12 protein-coding genes are annotated in these 16500 nt (G+C 70.2%); 6 read left to right on the top strand and 6 right to left on the bottom strand.

Features of this window, described 5'->3' with window-relative positions; genetic code table 11:
* The first annotated feature begins 23 nt into the window (after nucleotides 1-23).
* Nucleotides 24-1184, top strand: a complete 1161-nt coding sequence (locus ABTX78_RS05070) for an ROK family glucokinase (protein ID WP_313943283.1) — start codon at nucleotides 24-26, stop codon at nucleotides 1182-1184.
* A gap of 2 nt (nucleotides 1185-1186) precedes the next feature.
* Nucleotides 1187-1762 carry a hypothetical protein gene (locus ABTX78_RS05075; RefSeq protein WP_352205427.1) on the top strand — a complete coding sequence of 192 codons (576 nt, stop codon included), beginning with the start codon at nucleotides 1187-1189 and terminating at the stop codon, nucleotides 1760-1762.
* Nucleotides 1763-2589: 827 nt separating this feature from the next.
* On the opposite strand, the gene ABTX78_RS05080 is transcribed toward ABTX78_RS05075, so the two are convergent.
* The 6 genes from ABTX78_RS05080 to ABTX78_RS05105 all read right to left on the bottom strand — a co-directional run bounded on the left by ABTX78_RS05080 (nucleotide 2590) and on the right by ABTX78_RS05105 (nucleotide 12358).
* A complete protein-coding gene (locus tag ABTX78_RS05080; protein ID WP_352205428.1) occupies nucleotides 2590-5502 on the bottom strand; it encodes a glycoside hydrolase family 3 protein in 2913 nt (970 codons plus the stop codon).
* Nucleotides 5503-5625: 123 nt separating this feature from the next.
* Nucleotides 5626-6633 carry a LacI family DNA-binding transcriptional regulator gene (locus tag ABTX78_RS05085; protein ID WP_352205429.1) on the bottom strand — a complete coding sequence of 336 codons (1008 nt, stop codon included), beginning with the start codon at nucleotides 6631-6633 and terminating at the stop codon, nucleotides 5626-5628.
* A gap of 330 nt (nucleotides 6634-6963) precedes the next feature.
* Complete coding sequence (gene yicI, locus ABTX78_RS05090; RefSeq protein WP_352205430.1) at nucleotides 6964-9240, bottom strand: alpha-xylosidase; 2277 nt, start codon at nucleotides 9238-9240, stop codon at nucleotides 6964-6966.
* Between the two features lie 15 nt (nucleotides 9241-9255).
* A complete protein-coding gene (locus tag ABTX78_RS05095; RefSeq protein WP_352205431.1) occupies nucleotides 9256-10077 on the bottom strand; it encodes a carbohydrate ABC transporter permease in 822 nt (273 codons plus the stop codon).
* The gene (locus tag ABTX78_RS05100; RefSeq protein WP_352205432.1) at nucleotides 10074-11060 is read right to left on the bottom strand and encodes a carbohydrate ABC transporter permease; all 987 of its coding nucleotides are present in this window, start codon (nucleotides 11058-11060) and stop codon (nucleotides 10074-10076) included. Before ABTX78_RS05100 ends, ABTX78_RS05095 begins: the two co-directional genes overlap by 4 nt.
* Complete coding sequence (locus ABTX78_RS05105; RefSeq protein WP_352205433.1) at nucleotides 11060-12358, bottom strand: ABC transporter substrate-binding protein; 1299 nt, start codon at nucleotides 12356-12358, stop codon at nucleotides 11060-11062. Before ABTX78_RS05105 ends, ABTX78_RS05100 begins: the two co-directional genes overlap by 1 nt.
* An 892-nt stretch (nucleotides 12359-13250) precedes the next feature.
* On the opposite strand from ABTX78_RS05105, the gene pcaDC reads away from it, so the two are divergent.
* From pcaDC to ABTX78_RS05125, 4 genes are read left to right on the top strand one after another with little or no spacing between them, the layout of a single operon-like run.
* Complete coding sequence (gene pcaDC, locus ABTX78_RS05110; protein WP_352205434.1) at nucleotides 13251-14531, top strand: bifunctional 3-oxoadipate enol-lactonase/4-carboxymuconolactone decarboxylase PcaDC; 1281 nt, start codon at nucleotides 13251-13253, stop codon at nucleotides 14529-14531.
* Between the two features lie 12 nt (nucleotides 14532-14543).
* On the top strand, nucleotides 14544-15176 hold the full coding sequence (locus ABTX78_RS05115; RefSeq protein WP_352205435.1) for an MBL fold metallo-hydrolase: 633 nt from the start codon (nucleotides 14544-14546) through the stop codon (nucleotides 15174-15176).
* 30 nt (nucleotides 15177-15206) lie between these two features.
* Nucleotides 15207-15986, top strand: coding sequence for an exodeoxyribonuclease III (locus tag ABTX78_RS05120; RefSeq protein ID WP_352205436.1), 780 nt, complete (start codon nucleotides 15207-15209; stop codon nucleotides 15984-15986).
* Nucleotides 15987-16044: 58 nt separating this feature from the next.
* Nucleotides 16045-16494 carry a DUF6278 family protein gene (locus ABTX78_RS05125; RefSeq protein WP_352205437.1) on the top strand — a complete coding sequence of 150 codons (450 nt, stop codon included), beginning with the start codon at nucleotides 16045-16047 and terminating at the stop codon, nucleotides 16492-16494.
* Nucleotides 16495-16500: the final 6 nt, after the last annotated feature.

A 16500-nucleotide genomic window follows, 5' to 3' on the forward strand; every position in this document is an offset into this window, starting at 1 on the left:
CGCCCCCGAAACCCCGCAGGGACATGAGCACCTACCGCGACTTCGCCCACCGCGGCTCCGCCCGCGCCACCGTCCTGCGTACCGTCGGCACCCGGGAGCGGCGTTCGCACCTGACGGCGCCGCGCGTGCCGACCGTCGGAATCGACATCGGCGGGACGAAGGTGATGGCCGGCGTGGTCGACGCCGACGGGGTCATCCTGGAGAAGGTCCGCACCGAGACGCCGGACAAGTCCAAGAGCCCGAAGGTCGTCGAGGACACCATCTGCGAGCTCGTGCTCGACCTCTCGGACCGGCACGACGTGCACGCGGTGGGCATCGGAGCGGCCGGCTGGGTCGACGCCGACCGGTCCACGGTGCTCTTCGCCCCACACCTCGCCTGGCGCAACGAACCGCTGCGCGACGCGCTCACGGCCCGGCTCGCCGTCCCCGTGCTCGTCGACAACGACGCCAACACCGCCGCGTGGGCGGAGTGGCGTTTCGGCGCGGGACGCGGCGAGGACCATCTCGTCATGATCACGCTCGGCACCGGCATCGGCGGCGCGATCCTCGAGGACGGCCAGGTCAAGCGGGGCAAGTACGGGGTCGCGGGTGAGTTCGGCCATATGCAGGTCGTCCCCGGCGGGCACCGCTGCCCCTGCGGAAACCGCGGCTGCTGGGAGCAGTACAGCTCCGGCAACGCCCTTGTCCGCGAGGCCCGGGAACTGGCGGCCGCCGACTCCCCGGTCGCCTACAGCCTCATCGACCGGGTGGGCGGCAACGTCGGCGACATCACCGGACCGCTGATCACCGAACTCGCCCGCGAGGGCGACGCCATGTGTGTCGAACTGTTCCAGGACATCGGACAGTGGCTCGGTGTCGGCATCGCCAACCTCGCCGCCGCGCTCGACCCGTCCTGCTTCGTCATCGGCGGAGGCGTCAGCGCCGCCGACGACCTGCTCATCGGACCCGCCCGGGACGCCTTCCGCCGTCACCTCACGGGTCGCGGATACCGGCCCGAGGCCAAGATCGCGAAGGCGCAGCTCGGGCCCGAGGCGGGTATGGTCGGCGCGGCCGACCTCGCTCGGCTCGTGGCACGTCGCTTCCGCCGCACCAACCGGCGACGGGTGGAGCGCCACGAGCGGTACGAGCGCTACGCACAGGCCCTCCGCAACGCCGGATCGCCCGGCCCCACCCAGGAACCGTAGTCATGACCGTGCCTCGCCAGTCCGCCGCCCCCGACGAGAACTTCCGTCCGCCGGAGGGCCGGCGCCACATGATCGGCCGCCGCTGGCTGACGGCGATCATCATCGTGCTGCTCGTCGGCATCCCGGCCGGTTACCTGGTGGTCTCCGCGGAGCAGAGCCGCGACAGCGGCCGGGACAAGGAGGCCGAGTCCTCGGCCAGCGGGCTGCGGGAGACCTGGCCGTCGCAGATGAAGCGCCGGGTCTTCGGGGTGCCGATCCCCCCGAAGTCCAAGGGGGTCGCGTACTACGAGACCAGCAACTGGAAGACCAGCCGGCTGTTCGTGCAGTTCCGGACCACGTCCGCGGGCCTGGACCTGTTCCTGGAGGGCGTCGGCATCAACCGCGCGGCGTTGAAGAGCGGCAAGATCACCATCGGCGACCGGGACGCGGACACCGTCGGTTGGACCTTCCCGCCGTCCCGGGACTGGGCGGGTGCCAGCCACACGCAGAAGGACCCACTGCCCAGCCAGGACATCACGGTCGACATGACCAGTACCGACCGTCCCAAGGTCTACGTCGTCTCCACGACCACCCCCTGACCGGCATGCGGCCGGCCCTCGCGGCAGTGCGCGGAGGGGGGCCGTCCACTCATGACCCCGGAGTCACTACCGTGGAGCGGGTGAGTGACACGCAGACGCCCCCGAAGACCCTTCAGTACCGGATCGACGGTCCGGACGACGCCCCTGTACTCATCCTCGGGCCCTCTCTCGGGACGACCTGGCACAGGTCGTGAATACTGTCCGTGGGCGTCCAAGTCAGTCCAGGATGACCGTGTAACGCCAGGTCAGAGCGTTTTGATCCGGGGGCGACGCAGTCGGTGACAGGTGTGGGGGACAGCGGCGTTCGATGGCAAGCCTGCAGGTCCGGCCCGGCGGGGCTTCCGAATGGGTGGGTTGTGGCGTCCGGCATGGGCACCGTTGCGTTCGGTTGTCCTTTCGAAACGCCCGAAGCGAGGACGCCGCAACGACACGCGTCGCATGACCGGTGCGCAACGGGTGCTTCCCGCCCGGAAGAACGTCCCCGACCCCCAGCTCTGGTCAGTGTCCCGCGGACGTGCGGCGTTACCGGACCGGTGGCATGCGCCGGGCATCGACGCATGCGGCCTGTTTCCTCATGACGCGGCCTTGTACTTCTCCAGCACGTCCCGCCACGTCTCGAACGAGGGCAGGCGGACGTAGTGGCACTCGCCGCCGCGGATGAAAGTGGCCTCGCCGTCGACGCTCAGGGAGTAGCGGTCGTACGAGACGCCGTGCGCGGGCTGCGGTCGGCGCCGGGTGACGGCGTCGCGGTGGCCGGGGCCACCGCGAACACCGTCGCAGCGACACCAGGACCGCGAAGATCCGGTGTCGCATGAAGTGGTCTCCTGTCAGCGCAGTGAGAAGGTACTCAGCCGCAGGCCCTCGCCGAGGACCAGGTACACGTCCTGGCGCCGGGCCGCGCCCTGCAGCGCCGCCGTGACGTCCGCGTAGGCGTAGCGCGAGCCGGTGCTCTCGACCGTCGCGGTCCCGGCCAGGCGGCCGTCCGGCGCGCCGAGGCGGACCTCGATCGTGCCGTCGCCCGACGACTCCTTTGCCACCCGCGCCGTGAGCCGGCGCGCGCCCGCGCGCAGGTCCGCGTCGGCGAACAGCAGCCAGGCGCCGGAGGACTCGGCGCCCACCGCGGTGCCGCGCGCCTTGGACTCGTCGACCAGCCGCACGCCCTCGTAGTCGTCGAAGTTCTCCGCCCGCGTCGTCCGCGACAGCTCGCGCGGCGGCACGGTCTCGCCCCGTACGTCCAGCGTGGTCCGACCGCGGATGTCGCCGGCCGACGAGCCGACCAAGACCTCGTACGCGCCGCTCTCCACCACCCACCGGGAGCGGGTGACGTCCCAGTGCGCCAGGTCGGTGCGGGACAGCGGCAGCGTCACGGTCCGCGTCTGGCCGGGCCGCAGCACCACCTTCCGGAACGCCTGCAGCTTCTTCAGCGGCTGCTTGACCCGCGAGTCGCGCTGCCGGGTGTAGAGCTGCACGACCTCGGCGCCGGTGCGGCGCCCGGTATTGGTGACTGCGACCTCGACGCCGCCGCGGACGACGCGCGGGCGGCCGTAGCGGAAGGAGGTGTACGACAGGCCGTGCCCGAAGGGGTAGAGCACCTCGCCGGTGAAGTACTGGTACGTGCGGTCGTGCTTGATGTTGTCGTACTCGAGGATGGAGGGCAGGTCTGCCTCCGACCGGTACCAGGTCTGGGTGAGCCTGCCGGACGGGTTGACGTCGCCGAAGAGGACGTCGGCCAGCGCGTTGCCGGTCTCCTGGCCCGCGTGGGTCGTCCACAGCAGGGCCGGGACGTTCTCCTGCTCCCAGGTCAGCGTCGTGGGGTAGCTGTTCTCCACCACGACCACGGTGTGCCGGTTGGCCGCCAGCACCGCCTTGACCAGCGCCGCCTGGCTCTCCGCCAGGCCCATGTCCTCGCGGTCGTCGGTCTCGCGGGAGTTGATGAAGGGCATGGAGCCGACCACGACGATCGCGGTGTCCGCGTCCCGTGCCGCCGCCACGGCCTCCTCGATGCCGCTGCGCACCACCTCCCGCGTGTAGCGGCTCGCCTGGGCGGCGCTGCCGAGGACGAGGGTGCCGTCGCCGTCCCGCGCGCGGAGGTAGACGTTGTCGCCGAGCCAGTTCTCGTAGCCCGCGTACTTCAGCAGGGCCGTGCCGTCGCCCTGCTCCTCGAAGGTGAACAGCTGGGAGACGAACCAGCCGTTGGGCTGGTCCTGGTCGTTGAAGAACTGGTTGCCGTTGCCGTCCGGGTCGCGCATGCCGACGACCTTGCCGTTGGCGAGGGCCCGCAGCGTGACCACGCCCTGGCCCCAGCCGAAGACGTCGAACTGCTCCGTCTCGCCCACCGAGGTCGCGGACTCCGTCAGCGCCGCCCCCTCCGCGGCGCTGCCGGAGGTGACGTACCGGCCGGTCACCGCGTTCTTCAGCGCGATCCGGTCGACGCCCTCGCTGCTGGTGACGGCGGTGCCGGCGCCCAGCCGGCCGGAGATGCCGGCGAGCGGCGTCACCCGGTACGGCAGCTCGCCGGAGTACCAGTCGGTGTAGAGGGTGTCGGCGAGCGGGCCGACGACCGCGACCTTCCGCAGCGCACCGGCGTTCAGCGGCAGCGCGTCGCCGTCGTTCTTCAGCAGCACCATCGCCTCGTCGGCGGCCCGGCGGGCGAGCTTCTGGTGCTTCGGGCTGTTGATGACGGACTTGCCGATGTGCCCGAACGGGCCGCCGTCCTCGTCGAAGTCGCCGAGGCGGGCGCGGATGTCCAGGATGTGCCGCACCGCGGTGTCGACATCCGACTCCGTCAACAGGCCCGTCTCCAGCGCCTTGTTGATCGCGGCGGTGGTCGGCCCGGCGTTCCTGTCGTCGGTGGTGAAGCTGTCGACGCCCGCCTTGAGGATGGCGGCGTCGGCCTCGGCGAGGGTGTCGTAGTACTTCTGCGAGCCGGTGGCCGGCAGGTTGTACGGCGCCCAGGCGTCGGTGACGTTCAGCAGCGTCCGGTCGGTCCAGGTACGCACCGAGCCGTTGAGGTCGGTGACCGTGCAGGGGCGGCCGTTGACGAGGTTGTACGCGGTCATCACGCCGCACGCCGCATCGGCGGAGACGGCGGCCCGATACGCCGGCTCCTCGTACTCCTTCAGCACCCGCGGCCGCAGGTCCGAGGACGTCTGGTCGCGCCTGACCTCGTTGTTGTTGGCCAGGTAGTGCTTGACCAGCGGCGCCGTCTTGAGGTTGTCGGGGTCGCCTCCGGTCAGGCCCCGGCCGTACGCCGTCGACATCACGCCGGTCAGGTACGGGTCCTCGGAGTAGCCCTCCTCGTTGCGGCCCCAGCGCGGGTCGCGCAGCAGGTTGACCACGGGGGCCCAGACGTTGAGGCCCCAGCCGGCGGGCCGCTCGTGCTGCAGGCCCCGTACCTCGTCGCCGACGGCGGAGCCGACCTGCTCGATCAGGTCCGGGTTCCAGGTGCTGGCGAGGCCGACCGCCTGTGGGAAGACGGTGGCCGGGCCCAGCCAGGCCAGGCCGTGCAGCGCCTCGGTGCCGGTGCGGAAGGCTTTCATGCCCAGCCGCGGTATCTCCGGCTGCCACTGGTGCAGCAGTGAGATCTTCTCGTCCAGAGTGAGCTTCCCGAGCAGGTCCTCGACCCGGCCGGCGAGCCTGGCGGCGGCCGGGGACGCTGCGGGGGCGGCGGCCGCCGGTTTGGCGACGGCACCGGCCAGCGTGGCGGCCACGGTGGCGGCCAGTACGGTTCTGCGCTTCACGTATGCGACTCCTTAGATCTTGTCGAAACGATTCGACAAAGGACATGGATCGAGCCATTCCGTAAACGTGGTCGCCGCCGGGCGGGGCCGGGGTGGCCGTTGGGCCGGTCCGCGGGCGGCCGCTCAGCTCGCCCGCGGCGCCGTCGTCGCACGCCGCGTCAGCCGCGGCGGCAGCAACGTGGCCTCGGGCACCGGCAGCCGGTCGAGCTTGCGCATCAGCAGCTCCACCGCCCCGGCGCCGATCTCCGCCGACGGGATCGCCACCGACGAGATCGGCACCGGCGCCTGCTCCGCCAGCTCGTCCGGGCAGATCGCCACCACCGACAGATCCTCAGGCACCCGCAGCCCCAACTCGCGGAAAGCGTCGATGAGCGGCTGCACGAGCGGCTCGTTGTGCACCACGAGCCCGGTCAGCTCCGGGTGCTCGCGCAGCAGCCGCTTCGCCATCGCCTGCGCCGCCGCCCGCGTCGCGTCGCAGGGGTGGACCTGCGACGTGAGACCGCGCTCGTGGGCGGCGACGGTGAAGCCGTGTGTGACGTGCTGCGCGAAGCCGGTCTCGCGCAGGTAGACCTCGGGCGGCGAGCCGACGAGCGCCACGCACCGATGGCCGAGCTCGGCCAGGTGCGTCACGCAGGCGGCGCCCGCCGCCTCGAAGTCCAGGTCGATGCAGGTGAGCCCGCCCGGCTCGGCGGGGAAGCCGATCAGCACCGAGGGCCGGTCGAGGGCCCGCAGCAGCGGCAGCCGGGCGTCGTGAAGCTGCACGTCCATCACGATCAGCGCGTCGACCAGCGCCGTGTCGGCGACCCGGCGCAACCCCTCCTCGCCCTCCTCCTGGGTGAGCAGCAGCACGTCGTGGCCGTGCTGCCGGGCCGTGGTCACCACCGACACCGCGAACTGCATGACCACCGGCACGTGGATCCCGCTGCGGAACGGGATCACCAGCGCCAGCACGTTGGACCGGCTGCTGGCCAGCGCCCGGGCGCCGGCGTGCGGCCAGTAGCCGAGCTCGCGGATACTCTCCTCGATGCGCCGCCTGGTCTCCTCGGAGATCGGGCGCTTGCCGCTGAGCGCGTACGAAACCGTGCTCGGCGACACCCCGGCGTGCCGCGCCACATCGGTGATCTTGACCATCAGCGCCCCCTGTGTCCCTTGTTCGACCGGCCGGACATCCGGACCCCAGGGGGTGTCCGGTGGATCATGCGGGGCTCGCGACGTCCTGCGGCTCCGTCTCCTGCTCGCCCTGGGCCCTGTGGGCCCGGGAGGTGCCCCCAGTCGTCGGTCACCGACTCCCCCGTAGCCCCTCGGGCACGTGAGGTGCCCCGACCGCGTCGCCCGCGGCGGCAACCGCTGATGTCACAGCCTCCTCCGCCTTGGATCCGAAGCCGCATGACTCGCCCTGGGCACTGGGAGCCCGGGAGGTGCCCCCAGCTCGCTGATCCAGCCTGATCCACCGGACACCCCCTAACCCTTCAGTTCAGCGCTCGCCACGATCAGACCGGTGCCCGCCTCGGCGCGCACCGTCGGCCCGCCGACTACTTCCAGCGCCCAGGGCCGGCGCGCGTCGCCCGCCGAGGCCCGGACCGTGGCGGCCTCGCAGACGACGGTGAAGTCGACGCCGCCGACCGTCAGCCCCACTCGGTCGCCCGGCTGCAGGCCGTACGCGCGCAGCGTCACGCCGTCCGCGTAGGCGTAGTCGGGCCGGTCGTCGACCGCGCCGATCGGCAGCACCGCGCCGGGCCGCACCAGCACCGGAACGCTGTCGAAGCCGTGGCGCTCCCGCACCCAGCGCGGGCCCTGCACCTCCTCGCCGGTCAGCAGGTGCGTCCAGGTGCCTTCCGGTACGTAGTACGAGACGTCGCCCGCGTCGTTGAACACTGGCGCCACCAGCAGGTCGGGGCCGAGCATGTACTGCCGCTCCAGGTGCGTGCAGGCGGGGTCGTCCGGGAACTCCAGCGCCATCGACCGCATCATAGGCACGCCCGCGGCGCTCGCCTCGCGCGCCACCGCGTCCAGGTACGGCATCAGCCGCAGCTTCAGCTTGGTGAAGACCCGCAGCACGTCGACGGCCTCCTCGTCGAACAGCCACGGCACCCGGTACGAGGACGAGCCGTGCAGCCGGCTGTGCGAGGACAGCAACCCGAAGGCGGTCCAGCGCTTGAACAGCGCCGGCGACGGGGTGCCCTCGAAGCCGCCGATGTCGTGGCTCCAGTAGCCGAAGCCGGACATGCCGAGCGACAGTCCGCCGCGCAGTGACTCGGCCATCGCCTCGTACGTCGACTCGCAGTCGCCGCCCCAGTGCACCGGGAACTGCTGGCTGCCCGTCGTCGCCGAGCGCGCGAAGACCACCGCCTCGCCCTCGCCGCGGTGCTTCTTCAGCACGTCGAAGACCGTCTGGTTGTAGAGGTACGTGTAGTAGTTGTGCATCCGCTCCGGGTCCGAGCCGTCGAAGTACGCCACGTCCGTGGGCACCCGCTCGCCGAAGTCGGTCTTGAAGCAGTCGACGCCCATCTCAAGGAGCGCCTCGAGCTTTCCCGCGTACCAGGCGCGGGCCTCCGGGTTGGAGAAGTCCACCAGGGCCATGCCCGGCTGCCACAGGTCCCACTGCCAGACGCCGCCGTCGGGCTTCTTCAGCAGGTAGCCGCCGTCCCGGCCCTCGGCGAACAGCGGGGAGCGCTGCGCGATGTACGGGTTGATCCACACGCAGATGCGCAGGCCCCTCTCCTTCAGCCGGGCCAGCATGCCCTCCGGGTCGGGGAAGACCCGCGGGTCCCACTCGAAGTCGCACCAGTTGAACTCGCGCATCCAGAAGCAGTCGAAGTGGAAGACCGACATCGGCAGGTCGCGCTCCGCCATCCCGTCGATGAAAGAGGTGACGGTCTCCTCGTCGTACGAGGTGGTGAACGACGTCGACAGCCACAGCCCGAACGACCATGCGGGCGGCAGCGCCGGGCGGCCGGTGAGCGCCGTGTACTTGCGCAGGATCTCCTTGGGCGTCGGACCGTGGATGACGTAGTACGTCAACTCCTGGCCCTCGACGCTGAACTGCACCCGGGACACCGTCTCCGAGCCCACCTCGAGCGACACCCGGCCGGGATGGTCGACGAAGACGCCGTAGCCCGCGTCCGTCAGGTAGAACGGCACGTTCTTGTACGCCTGCTCGGTGGCCGTGCCGCCGTCGGCGTTCCAGATGTCCACCGTCTGGCCGTTCTTGACCAGCGGCCCGAACCGCTCGCCGAGCCCGTAGACGCTGGTGCCGACGCTGAGGTCCAGCTGCTCGCGGAGGTAGTGCTCGCCGGTGTCGGTCTCCATGATGCCCATGGCCTTGACCCCCGACGAGGTCAGCGGCTTCAGCCCGTCGGCGGTGAGGAAGTCGAGCTGCCAGGGGCCGCTGCGCGCCACCCGCAGCGCGAGGCTGCCGCTGGTGAGCATGGCCCAGCCCCCCGCGTCGTCGTACGACACCTGTGTGTGCGCGTCGGACTCCGAAAGGCCGAAGTGCGGTCCCCGGTCCACCTCCCCGTCGAAGTGGGTGAGCGTCACGCCGATCACATCGGGCATGGGGGAGTGGCAGGAGACCGTCATGACCGGCCCCTTCAGCAGATCGCCGCGGTGCCGGATGGGCTGGGTGGGGGCGTGGATCGCGAGCCCGCCGTCGGCCGTCTCCGTCACGTCGAGGACTTCGACCGGGTAGGCGGCGTGGATCCCCTGGCGCAGCATCCAGTAGCCGTCGGTGAACTTCATGCGCAGCCTTTCGGGTTACTTGACCGCGCCCACGGCGATGCCGCGGGTCAGCGTCCGCTGGAAAAGGAGGAAGAAGGCGATGGCGGGCAGGATGCCCAGCAGTGCGGCGGCGTTCGTCATCGTGGCGTCCATGTCCCGCTGTCCCTGCAGCACCCCGAGGGCGACGGACACGGTCTGGACGTCGTCGGAGACGAGCATGACCAGCGGCAGCAGGAACTCGTTCCAGGTCCAGATGAAGAACAGCACCATCAGCACCCCGATGGTGGGCCGGCTGACGGGCACCACCACCCGCCACAGCACCTGCCACTTGGTGGCACCGTCGATCCGGGCCGCCTCGATGATCTCCCGCGGGAAGCCGGAGAGTACGGAGGAGAGCAGGTAGGTGCCGAAGGCCGACTGGATGACGGTGAAGACGATGATCACGCTGAGCCTGGTGTCGTAGAGGCCGGCCTCCTTGGAGAGGTAGTAGATCGGGTAGACGAGGGACTCCTGCGGCAGCATGTTCGCCAGCACGAAGAAGGCGAGCACGTACGGCCTGCCCTTGATCCGGCCGATGCCGATGGCGTACGCGCTGAGCACGGAGAGCCCCACGGCGAGCACCGCCACCGAGCCGGAGATCAGCACCGAGTTCCACAGTTTCTCGCCGTAGTCGACGCGCTCCCAGAAGTCGGCGAGCCCGTCCAGGTACACGCCGTCCGGCAAGGTGAGCGGTCCGTCGCTCGAGTACTCGTCCGGCGACTTCACCGCGTTCATGGCGACCACCAGGAACGGCAGCACCATGAAGACCGCGCCGAGCACCAGCGCCGCGAGCACGGGGTACTTCCTGACGGTGGTCATCCGGCCTCGTCCTCCGCCCTCGTCTGCAGGCGCAGCGCGACGACGGCCAGCACCATGATGAGGATGGTGAGGACGGTGGAGATCGCGGCCCCGTAGGACGCCTTGAAGTTCTCGAAGAAGTTCTGGTACGCGAAGTACGACGGGACGTTGGTGGCCCCGCCGGGGCCGCCGCCCGTGAGCACGTACACCATGCCGAACACCTTCAGCGCGGCGATGGTGCACCACAGCAGCACCACGCCTGTCTCCGGCCGCAGCTGCGGCAGCGTGACGTGCCAGAACCGCCGCCACCAGCCGGCGCCGTCCAGCTCCGCTGCCTCGTGCAGCGCCGGGTCGACGCGCTGTAGCCCGGACATGAAGATGACCAGCGGGAAGCCGATCTGCACCCAGACCATCACGGCCATCACGCTGTACAACGCCCAGTCCGGGTCCCCCAGCCAGTCCTGCTGCAGGGCGTCGAGGCCGACGGCGCCGAGCACCTCGTTGAGCGAGCCGTTCTCGGGGGCGAGGATCCAGCTCCAGACGATGCCGGCGACCGCGATCGGCAGCACCTGCGGCAGGTAGAAGCAGGCGCGCAGGACGGCCGCCAGGCGGCTGCCCGCGCGCTTGGTGGCGAAGTCGAAGAGCGCGGAGGCGAGCAGGAGCCCGATGGCGGTGGGCACCAGGGCCATCGCCACGACCATCGCCAGGCTGTGCCGGAAGGACTCCCAGAAGTCCTCGTCGCCGGCGAGCTCCCGGTAGTTCTCGAGCCCGGTGAACTCCGGGGTGCCGACGCCGGACCACTCGGTGAAGCTGATCCCGGTGTTCATCAGGAACGGCACGACGATGACGAGGAGGAAGGCCAGCGCCCCGGGCAGCAGGAACAGCGCGTACGAGCCTTCCACTCGCGACCGGCCGCGGCCGGCCCGGCGCCGGCGGGAGGGGGGCCGGCTCGCGTCGGCGCCGGCGGTCGCAGGGGGCGCGTGCCGGCTGTTGACGGCCGTCATCACTTCAGTACGTTGTCGTCGTACTCGGCCTGGAGCGACTTGAGCACGTCACCGGGTTCGGCGCTCTGTGTGATCAGCTTCTGCACCTCGGAGGCGAGGCTGTCGTAGAAGCCGTTGGCCGGCCAGTCGGGGTAGAAGGCGAGGCCGTCGTTCTCGGCCAGCGCGTCGTACTCCTCTATGAGCTTCTTCGCCCGCGCGTCGGTGATGGCTGAGGTGTCCGCGGCCACCGGGACGCCGCCGGCGTTGCCGAGCGTGTTCTGGATCTGCTTCTCCAACGTGATGTCGATGAAGTCGTACGCCAGCTCCTTGTTCTTCGCGCCGTCCGGCACCACCCAGAGGTTGCCGCCGGAACCGAGCGTCAGTTCGCTCTCCGGCCACATGAAGGTGTCCCAGACGAAGTTCTTGACCTCGGTGTGGAAGCGGCCGAACCACCAGCTGCCGGAGAAGAACATCGGGTGCTTGCCCTGCATGAAGGACACGCCTGCGTCCTCGGCCTTGACTCCGCTGGAGCTCTTGGCGATGTAACCCTTGTCGACCCAGTCGGCGAAGGTGTCGGCGGCGTACGTCCAGGCGGCGTCGGAGAAGTCGGTCTTGCCCCCCATCTGGAAGGACTCGACCCAGGAGCGGTCCGCCTGCGTGAGTGCCAGCTGGTACAGGTACTGCTGTGCCGGGTACTCGGCGCCGCCGTTGGCGAACGGGGTCAGCCCCGCGTCCTTGAAGGCGGCCAGTGCCTGCTCGAGCTCGTCGACGGTGGTCGGCACCTCGACGTCGTGCTTCTCGAAGAGATCCTTGTTGTAGTAAACCATCGTGTATTCGGCGTAGTTGGGCACGCCGTACCAACTGCCGGAGCCCATCACGCCGCTCGCGGAGTACTGGCTCGTGGTGGCGACGGTGGGCGGAATCGCCTTGTCCCAGCCGCGCTTCTTCGCCACGTCGGTCAGATCGGTGAGCAGCCCCTGCTTGGACAGCTGCCCGGTGGTGGCGTTGCCCTTGTTGTACTCCAGCAGGTCGGGCGCCTCGTCGGAGTTCAGCACTTGGGGGGCGGTCTTCTGGATCTGCTCGAAGCCCTTCGCCTCGAACTCGACCTTGACGTCGGGGTGCTTCTTCTTGAACTCCGCGACGGCTTGGTCCCACGCCTTGCCCATGGCGCTGTCCGGCGCCTCGTAGTGCCAGAGCCGAAGCGTTTGGCTGCCGCCCGAGCCGCCGTCGGATTCGCCGCACGCGGCCAGGGCGCTCAGCGACAGGGTTCCCGCCAGGGCAGCCGCCAGCAGGCGCGCCCTTCTCCGTGCCATCAACATCGACTGCCTCCGGGAGAGTTGGAAGGGAGGTGCGGCGAAGTCGAATCGTTTCGATGTCAGCCGTCGAAACGCTTCGACGGGGGACGCTAGGGGTGTGCCAGCGGTAAGTCAATGGCGTTAACAATTCGGTTGGGAGGGCGTCGCGAGCGTCAGTGGGACGGTAGCTGTGAAGTCAAATGCAATGAATATGCGGCTGTGAACTGTGTTGCCATGGTTCACGCCGTCGGGCTGGGTCGTTGATCCACGCCTGCTGGGAATCTTCGGCGGCACCGGTCGGCGGTTGAAGCGTCGGGATGCTGCTCGAACGCGACTGTGAGGGTGGCCGCTCGTTGCTCGCGGACGAGTTCGGCGGTGCCGAAGTGGACGCCGGCGGGGGCGTGACAACCGATCCCGGAATGCCGGTCGGACGTGGTTGTCGTGCGAGATGAACGCGTCCATCCACCCCCGCGCGTGGGTGAGGGAATCGACGCGTTGGGTAGTCCGACCGGTACTTCGTGGTGCGGGACTGGCTCTCGCTGAACGGGTCAGCGCGCCGGCGTCCCGGGCCCGGCGCCACTCGATGGTGTGCGAGTGGTACAGCCGCTCCCGGCGCAGGATCGCGCCCTTGTCCAGTGGTGGGTCCGGTGTCGTATTCGGTGACGGTTCACCCGCACGCCGGTAGCCACACCGAGACGGACAGTCGGGCGTACGGCGAGACACTTGTGGACCCACAACGTCCGTCGGCTTCCGTTCGACGAAGCGCGAATAATCCTCGACGCTGACCAGCTGAACTGGGACGAGAGCCTGTTCCGGCGCTTGCAGAGGAGGGAGTGATCTTCCGCGACCTGGTCAGGACCGTGCCCGGCGTCCCCCCGCTATGGGGGCGTGCGTGAGAGATGAGAGGGTCTGACGGGTGAGCGAGACACCACCGAACACCCTGCAATACCGCTTTGACGGGCCAGAGGACGCGCCTGTCCTGATCCTGGGACCCTCGATGGGTACCACATGGCACATGTGGGACCGCCAGATCGGGGACCTCGCCCGCCAGTGGCGGGTCCTCCGCTTCGACCTTCCCGGGCACGGCGGCGCGCCCGCGTACCCCGCCCCCTCCGTCGCCGAGCTCGCCCGCCGGTTGCTGGCGACCCTCGACGAGCTGGGCATCCAGCGCTTCGGATACGCGGGCTGCTCCGTCGGCGGGGCGATCGGCCTCGAACTGGCGCTGCGCCATCCGCACCGCCTCGCGTCGCTCGCGCTGGTGGCCACCTCACCACGGTTCGGCACGGCCGACGAGTTCCGTCAGCGGGGCGTGATCGTGCGTACCAACGGCCTCGACCCGATGGCCCGCAGCGCGCCGGAGCGCTGGTTCACCCAGGGCTTCGCCCTCGCGCAGCCGGCGATCGTCGAATGGGCGGTCCAGATGGTGCGCACCACCGACCCCGGCTGCTACATCGCCACCTGTGAGGCGCTCGCGGCCTTCGACGTCCGCGCCGAACTCGGCCGTGTCGGGGTGCCCACGCTCGTCCTGGTCGGTTCCGAGGACCGGGTGACCGGACCGGCGGAGGCCCGTACCCTCGTCGCCGGCATACCGGACGCCCGGCTGGCGCTGGTGCCCGGTGCCTCGCACCTCGCACCGGTCGAGCAGCCGTCCGCCGTCACCGACCTTCTCGTGCGCCACTTCTCCAGCGCCTGGCAGGACACGCTGACCGCCATCCCGGTGCCGCAGCCCGTACCGGCGGTCTCCGCGCCGAAGGGCCCGGTCGCCGCGATCGCCCCCGCCGCTCACGCACAGCCCGAGGCGGTGACGCACGGCCGCCCCGATCCGTACGAGGCGGGGATGACGGTGCGCCGCGCGGTGCTGGGCGACGCGCACGTCGACCGCGCGACGGCCGCCGCCGACGGTTTCACCGGCGACTTCCAGGAGCTGATCACCCGCTACGCCTGGGGCGAGGTGTGGACCCGGGAGGGACTCGACAGACGCACGCGCAGCGTGATCACCCTGACCGCACTGGTCGCGGGCGGTCACCTGGACGAGCTGGCGTTCCACACCAGGGCGGCGCTGCGCAACGGGCTCACCCCCGACGAGATCAAGGAAGTGCTCATCCACACCGCCGTCTACTGCGGTGTCCCCGCCGCGAACTCCGCCTTCAAAGTGGCCCAGGCCGTCATCCAGGAGGAGACCACACCGAGGCCGTAGCAGGATGGAGTCATGAGGCTCACGAAGAAGAAGCACGCGTGCATCCGGCTGGAGAAGGACGGACGGACCCTCGTCGTCGACCCCGGCGCCTTCAGTGAGGAGGACGCCGCCGTCGGAGCCGACGCGGTCCTCGTCACCCACGAGCACCCCGACCACTTCGACGAGGGCCGGCTGCGGGCCGCGCTGGAGGCCGACGCGGAGGCGGAGATCTGGACCCTGCGGAGCGTCGCCGAGAAGATCTCGGCGGCGTTCCCGGGGCGTGTCCACACCGTCGGTCACGGCGACACCTTCACCGCGGCGGGCTTCGACGTCCAGGTCCACGGCGAACTGCACGCCGTGATCCACCCGGACCTGCCGCGGATCACCAACGTCGGCTTTCTGGTGGACGGTTCGGTCTTCCACCCGGGCGACGCGCTCACCGTCCCGGACCACCCCGTCGAGACGCTGATGCTTCCCGTCCACGCGCCGTGGAACAAGATCGCGGAGATCATCGACTATGTGCGCGAGGTGAAGCCCCGGCGGTCCGTCGACATCCACGACGCCCTGCTCACCGACCTCGCACGCCCTCTGTACGACCAGCATCTCGGCAACCTCAGCGGCGCGGAGCACGAGCGGCTCGGTCCGGGGGAGACCGCGGACCTGTGACTGTCATACCCCGCCGCTAGGCTTCTCCTCATGCGTATCGCCACGTGGAACGTCAACTCGATCACCGCCCGGCTGCCCCGGCTGCTGGCCTGGCTGGAGAGCAGCGGCACCGATGTGGTGTGCCTCCAGGAGACCAAGTGCACCGAGGAGCAGTTCCCGGCCGACGCCCTGCGCGAGCTCGGCTACGAGTCGGCGGTCCACGCCGCCGGCCGGTGGAACGGCGTGGCGCTGGTCTCCCGGGTCGGCCTGGAGGACGTGGTCAAGGGCCTGCCCGACGGCCCGGCCTACGAGGGCACGCAGGAACCGCGGTCGATCGCCGGCACCTGCGGACCGGTCCGCCTCCGGTCGGTCTACGTCCCCAACGGCCGCGAGGTCGCCCACGACCACTACGCCTACAAGCTGAGCTGGCTCGACGCGCTCAAGCTGTCGGTGGCCGAGGACGCCGCGGGCAGCCGGCCCTTCGCGGTGCTGGGCGACTTCAACATCGCTCCGACCGACGACGACGTGTGGGACCGGACGGTCTTCGAGGGCAGCACCCATGTCACCGAGCCCGAGCGGGCGGCCCTGGCGTCGCTGCGCGAGGCCGGTCTGTCCGACGTGGTGCCGCGTCCGCTCAAGTACGACCAGCCCTTCACCTACTGGGACTACCGCCAGCTGGCCTTCCCGAAGAACCGCGGCATGCGCATCGACCTGGTCTACGGCAACGAACCGTTCACCAAGGCCGTCAAGGACGGCTTCGTGGACCGGGAGGAGCGCAAGGGCAAGGGCGCGTCGGACCACGCGCCGGTGGTTGTGGATCTGGACATCTGACGACCGCCGACGCGTGCCCTGTAGTGCGTCCGGCCGCCGGGATGCGAGGCTGAGCGGTATGAACATCCCTTTCTTGGACCACTGGCTCAAGCGGCACGGCGCCGGCACCGGTGAGAGTGACTTCGCGGCCGCCGAGAGGGACCCCGAGCGTGCGGCCGCCATCGCCGAGCTGCTCTCGGAGTGCGAGCTGCTGCGTGTCCGAGTGGGACAGGCCGGGCTCGAACTGGACGACTCCCCGGCATCCTTGAGCGCCCTCGACCAGCTGCCGCCACGCTGGCGCGACGACCCGGAGGAGCTGCCCTGGCTCGGCAACGACGCGGGGCTCTATCTCGGCACGGTGATCGTGCGTACCGTCCCGGGCGCCAGCTGGCACATCTGGCCGGGCGGCAGCCCGGTGGTGCGCCTCGTCTCCGGCCGTGAGATCAGCGTCGTGGAGGCCGGTCTGGACTGGGCCGTCAACGGTTCGCCGGAGCTCTCCCAGGTCTATGCGGAGGCCGCCGAGGCCTGAAGTTGG

The sequence above is a fragment of the Streptomyces sp. NPDC096193 genome (genome assembly GCF_040302905.1).
Lineage (GTDB): Bacteria > Actinomycetota > Actinomycetes > Streptomycetales > Streptomycetaceae > Streptomyces.

What these genes read in the sequence shown, in the direction of transcription:
- ABTX78_RS05070 (WP_313943283.1), top strand. Translation starts at nt 24, where the DNA reads ATGAGCACCTACCGCGACTTCGCCCACCGCGGCTCCGCCCGCGCCACC.
- ABTX78_RS05075 (WP_352205427.1), top strand. Translation starts at nt 1,187, where the DNA reads ATGACCGTGCCTCGCCAGTCCGCCGCCCCCGACGAGAACTTCCGTCCG.
- ABTX78_RS05085 (WP_352205429.1), bottom strand. Translation starts at nt 6,633, where the DNA reads ATGGTCAAGATCACCGATGTGGCGCGGCACGCCGGGGTGTCGCCGAGC.
- yicI (WP_352205430.1), bottom strand. Translation starts at nt 9,240, where the DNA reads ATGAAGTTCACCGACGGCTACTGGATGCTGCGCCAGGGGATCCACGCC.
- ABTX78_RS05095 (WP_352205431.1), bottom strand. Translation starts at nt 10,077, where the DNA reads ATGACCACCGTCAGGAAGTACCCCGTGCTCGCGGCGCTGGTGCTCGGC.
- ABTX78_RS05100 (WP_352205432.1), bottom strand. Translation starts at nt 11,060, where the DNA reads ATGACGGCCGTCAACAGCCGGCACGCGCCCCCTGCGACCGCCGGCGCC.
- ABTX78_RS05105 (WP_352205433.1), bottom strand. Translation starts at nt 12,358, where the DNA reads ATGTTGATGGCACGGAGAAGGGCGCGCCTGCTGGCGGCTGCCCTGGCG.
- ABTX78_RS05115 (WP_352205435.1), top strand. Translation starts at nt 14,544, where the DNA reads ATGAGGCTCACGAAGAAGAAGCACGCGTGCATCCGGCTGGAGAAGGAC.
- ABTX78_RS05120 (WP_352205436.1), top strand. Translation starts at nt 15,207, where the DNA reads ATGCGTATCGCCACGTGGAACGTCAACTCGATCACCGCCCGGCTGCCC.
- ABTX78_RS05125 (WP_352205437.1), top strand. Translation starts at nt 16,045, where the DNA reads ATGAACATCCCTTTCTTGGACCACTGGCTCAAGCGGCACGGCGCCGGC.